Origin of the sequence: Nocardia sp. NPDC059764 (assembly GCF_042732555.1) — a bacterium.
GTDB lineage: Bacteria > Actinomycetota > Actinomycetes > Mycobacteriales > Mycobacteriaceae > Nocardia.
Genome location: NZ_JBHWHH010000307.1, coordinates 1 through 3,960 on the forward strand (window position 1 = coordinate 1; position 3,960 = coordinate 3,960).

General features: G+C 68.8%; 4 protein-coding genes. 1 reads left to right on the top strand and 3 read right to left on the bottom strand.

Annotation, left to right across the window (positions count from 1 at the left end; translation table 11 throughout):
- Nucleotides 1-26: 26 nt before the first annotated feature.
- The 3 genes from ACFV4K_RS34950 to ACFV4K_RS34960 all read right to left on the bottom strand — a co-directional run bounded on the left by ACFV4K_RS34950 (nucleotide 27) and on the right by ACFV4K_RS34960 (nucleotide 2,834).
- Nucleotides 27-647 carry a Uma2 family endonuclease gene (locus tag ACFV4K_RS34950; protein ID WP_379280579.1) on the bottom strand — a complete coding sequence of 207 codons (621 nt, stop codon included), beginning with the start codon at nucleotides 645-647 and terminating at the stop codon, nucleotides 27-29.
- Nucleotides 648-782: 135 nt separating this feature from the next.
- Nucleotides 783-2,336, bottom strand: a complete 1,554-nt coding sequence (locus tag ACFV4K_RS34955; RefSeq protein ID WP_379280580.1) for a molybdopterin-dependent oxidoreductase — start codon at nucleotides 2,334-2,336, stop codon at nucleotides 783-785.
- Nucleotides 2,337-2,402: 66 nt separating this feature from the next.
- Nucleotides 2,403-2,834: a VOC family protein gene (locus tag ACFV4K_RS34960; protein ID WP_379280581.1), complete on the bottom strand. Its 432-nt coding sequence runs from the start codon at nucleotides 2,832-2,834 to the stop codon at nucleotides 2,403-2,405.
- Nucleotides 2,835-2,974: 140 nt separating this feature from the next.
- Between ACFV4K_RS34960 and ACFV4K_RS34965 the strand changes: the two genes are divergently transcribed.
- The gene (locus tag ACFV4K_RS34965) at nucleotides 2,975-3,853 is read left to right on the top strand and encodes an alpha/beta fold hydrolase (protein WP_379280582.1); all 879 of its coding nucleotides are present in this window, start codon (nucleotides 2,975-2,977) and stop codon (nucleotides 3,851-3,853) included.
- Nucleotides 3,854-3,960: the final 107 nt, after the last annotated feature.

Below are 3,960 nucleotides of genomic sequence, written 5' to 3' on the forward strand. Positions count from 1 at the left end.
GCGTCGTTTTCGGAGGGCGGATTCCCTCAGAGCAGCAGCCCGATCAGCCGCGTCCAATCGATCCCGATCTCGATGGGCATGTCGATCAGCGTCTCCCCGATGTGCGCGGTGAGGCGGCGCAGCGGCCGGTAGTGCCCCAGCACCAGGACGTGGGTCTGAATCGCCTTCACCCGGTCCCGATCCATGTACACCAGCCAGTACCACGGGATTCCGGCCAGCGCGTACTCGGCCATCTTGTCGGCGGCGTCGACCCGTTCGGTGGCCGGGGACACCACCTCGACGGCGATCTTCACCCGCGCGGCCTGCAGCGGCCCGACATCGGCGGGGGCGCAGGAGAACAGGATGATGTCGGGGCGGCGGACGGTGAGCCGCGGCGATTCCCACAGCAGCACGTCCTGGTCGACACCGACATAGAGCCAGCCGTCGTTGTACCGGCTCATATGCCGCTCGGCCCCGGATTCCAGCATGGCGGCCAGCCGCCGGGTGGCATTGCGGTATGGCAGCGCGGGCGTATCGGCCCGCACCACATCCCCGTTGACCACCTCGACCAGCCGGCAGAAGTCGGGCGGCAACTGCTTCCAGATGTCGAGCGTGATCGGTGCGGGCTGCAGGTTCTCCGCCCGCGCCCATTCGAGTATTCCGGTCATGCGCTTCCTCTGTTCCGTCGAGGGATGCTCCCTGAACCGGTCGGACTGGGCGACGACTGCCGCGCCGATCCTAGACGGCGGCCGCGGGCAAAACGGCTATTCGGAACTGTCGCCCGCGCTCGACCGGCGTGTTCGTCAGCCGATTCGCACTGTCAGCGAGGGATATCCGGTCGCGCCGTCGGGCACGACGTCCTGTCGCCGCTCGGTCTGGGTCTCCCCCGTGCCGTCGGTGGCGCGCGCCCACACGGTGTGCACGCCGCTGCCCGCGGGCGCGTCCCAGTCGAAGGCCCACTGCACCCAGGTGTCGATGGAGGGGGCGGTCGCCAGGCGCGCGGGCTGCCAGTCCCCTTGGTCGATACGGACTTCCACGCCGCGGATGCCGCGATGCTGCGCCCACGCCACCCCCGCGATGGTGACCTTGCCGGGCGCGAGGGTGCGGCCGCGCGGGGTGTCGATGCGGCATTCGGTCTTGATGGGGCCGTATGCCGACCAGCCGCGTTTGGTCCAGAACGCTTCCGCGCGATCGAATCTGGTGATCTCGAGTTCGGTCACCCATTTGGTGGCCGACACGTACCCGTACAGGCCCGGCACCACCAGCCGCGCGGGATAGCCGTGCGCGGTGGGCAGCGGTTCACCGTTCATGCCGACGGCCAGCAGGGCGTCGCGGCCGTCGGTGAGCACGGCGAGGGGGCTGCCCGCGGTGAAGCCGTCGATGCTGCGGGAGAGCACCATGTCGGCGTCGGGGTGCGGCCCGGCCTTGGCGACGAGTTCGTCGAGCCGGTAGCCGAGCCAGCGGGCATTGCCGATCAGTTCGCCGCCGACCGGATTGGATACGCAGGTCAGGGTGACCAGCCGCTCGATGGGGGTGCGCGCGGCGAGATCGGCGTAGCTCAACCGGATCTCGCGATCGACCATGCCGTGGATGCGCAGGGACCAGTCGTCCTTGCTGACCTGCGGGACGGTGAGTGCGGTGTCGATGCGGTAGAAGCTGGAGTTCGAGGTGAGGTAGGGCGTGAGGCCCGGCAGTTTCAGGTCCGCGCCCGGATCGAGCGGCGGCTCGACGCTGGTCGGCGTGGGCAACTCGACGTCGGCCCGCTCGGCGGAGACGTCCCGCGACCGCAGCCCGACGATCCGTCCGGCCACGCCACCGGCGACCGCCACGGCTCCGGTGATGGCGAGCCAGCGCATCACCTGCCGCCGTTGCGTGGTTTGTTCTTCGATGGACTCCGCGGTGGCCGGTGTCTCGTCGGCGCGTTCCGCGGACTCATCGAGTCGGCGAATCAGGCTGCGCAGCACGAGAATCCCGGTCGCGGTGCCGAGCAGCGCGGGTATCGCCCAGGTCCAGGCGGCGGCCGGACGTCCCACCGCGGCCAGCAGGGCGAGCAGCCCGAAGACCCCGAACAGGATCGATCCCCAGGGCCGCCGGGCCCGCTCGGCGAGTCCGGCGACGGCCGCCAGCACGACGGCCGCCACGCCCATCGACACGAACAACAGCAGTTTGTCATTGGTGCCGACCAGCCCGATCACCCATTCCCGGAACCCGTCCGGCGTATGGTCCACGACCCACGCCCCGACGGCCTGCAAGGGGGTGCTGTCGGGACTGATCAGCACCGACACCGCTTCGGCCACGCCCAGCGTGACCAGGCCCGCGACGATGCCGCCGGCGATTCGTACTTCGCGATCGGCCACGAAACCGACCCTACTGGGGGAACCGCCGCGCGAACCCGCGCGAGAAATGACGATCCGGTGACGTCGTCACATGGTGGCGGAACCGGTGTAGTTGATCATCCACGGCACCGAGAACTTGTCGGTGACCATGGCGAAGGCCTCGGCCCACTCGACCTTGCCGAGCGGCATGGTGACGGTGCCGCCGGGGGCGAACTCGTTGAACAGGCGCTCGGCCTCGGCCGCGGACTCCACCTCGACCTGGACGGCGAAGCCGGGGTTGGAGTTGTCGATGTCGTTGCCGGGCGGGGTGTCGGACACCATGAGGATATTGGTGGCGCTCAGCGGCAGCTGCGCGTTGGCGACCCGGTTGGCGATCTCCGGGGGCAGGTCGCCGGGGGTGTCGCCGCCCATGTCACCGAAGCGGACGATGGTGGCCTCGCCGCCGAAGACGGACTGGTAGAAGGTGATCGCCTCCTCGGCATTGCCGTTGAAGACCAGGTATGGGTTCAGTGCGGGCATGGGTTCCTCCTCGGTCGGTGTGGCGGGTGCGGCGGCACCCGACAGGTAGGACGCGGGGTCCGCCCGGAAATCATCGGTCGTGGCCGGGCAATTTCGGTGAATGCGAGAAATATTCGGTGCGTCCCCCGGTTGACCTAGCTATGAGCGAACTGCCCCGGGTCCAGCACCGTCACCTCGAGGTGGACGGCGTCGACGTGTTCTACCGCGAATCGGTCCCCACCCGCGCCGATGCCCCGGTCCTGCTGCTACTGCACGGTTTTCCCACCGCCTCGCACCAGTTCCGCCGGCTCCTGGACGTGCTCGGCGGCCGCTATCGGCTGATCGCGCCCGACTACCCGGGTTTCGGGAACACCGTGGCGCCGGCGGATTTCGACTACACCTTCGATCGGTTGGCCGACATCACCGAGGGATTCGTGCGGGGGCTGGGCCTGACCCGGTTCGCCATGTACATCTTCGACTTCGGCGCGCCGGTCGGCCTGCGCCTGGCCGCCCGCCACCCGGAGTGGATCGCCGGGCTCGTGGTCCAGAACGGCAATGCCTACGAGGCCGGATTGTCCGAGGCCGCACAGGGTTTCGTCGCGCTGCGGCCCGATCACGAGGGTGACGAGGAGGTCATCCTCGGCCTGTTCACCCTCGAGGGCACCCGCGGCCAGTACGAGGGCGGCGTCCCCGATCCGAGCCTGCTGAACCCCGACGCCTGGACCCTGGACCAGCACTACCTGGACCTCCCCGGCCGCAAGGAAGCACAGCTGGCCCTGGCCTACGACTACAAGTCGAATGTGGCCCGCTACCCCGAATGGCAAGCGTGGCTGCGCAAGTACACTCCCCCGACCCTCATCACCTGGGGTGCGAACGACATGTTCTTCCCCGCCCCCGGCGCCCACGCCTATCTCGCGGACGTTCCCGAGGCCGAACTGCACCTGTTCGACACCGGCCACTTCGCGCTGGAGACGCATGTAGCCGAGATCGCCCCGCTCATCGCGGACTTCCTCGACCGGCTGCCCGCTACCCAGGAATGAGAATGGGGCGCACGGGAAAACCCGTGCGCCCCACCCCCGGTGGCTTATACAAATAACCCAGCCCACCAGACATGGTACAATCGCGGATTCCCGCGTAGGGTGGAACA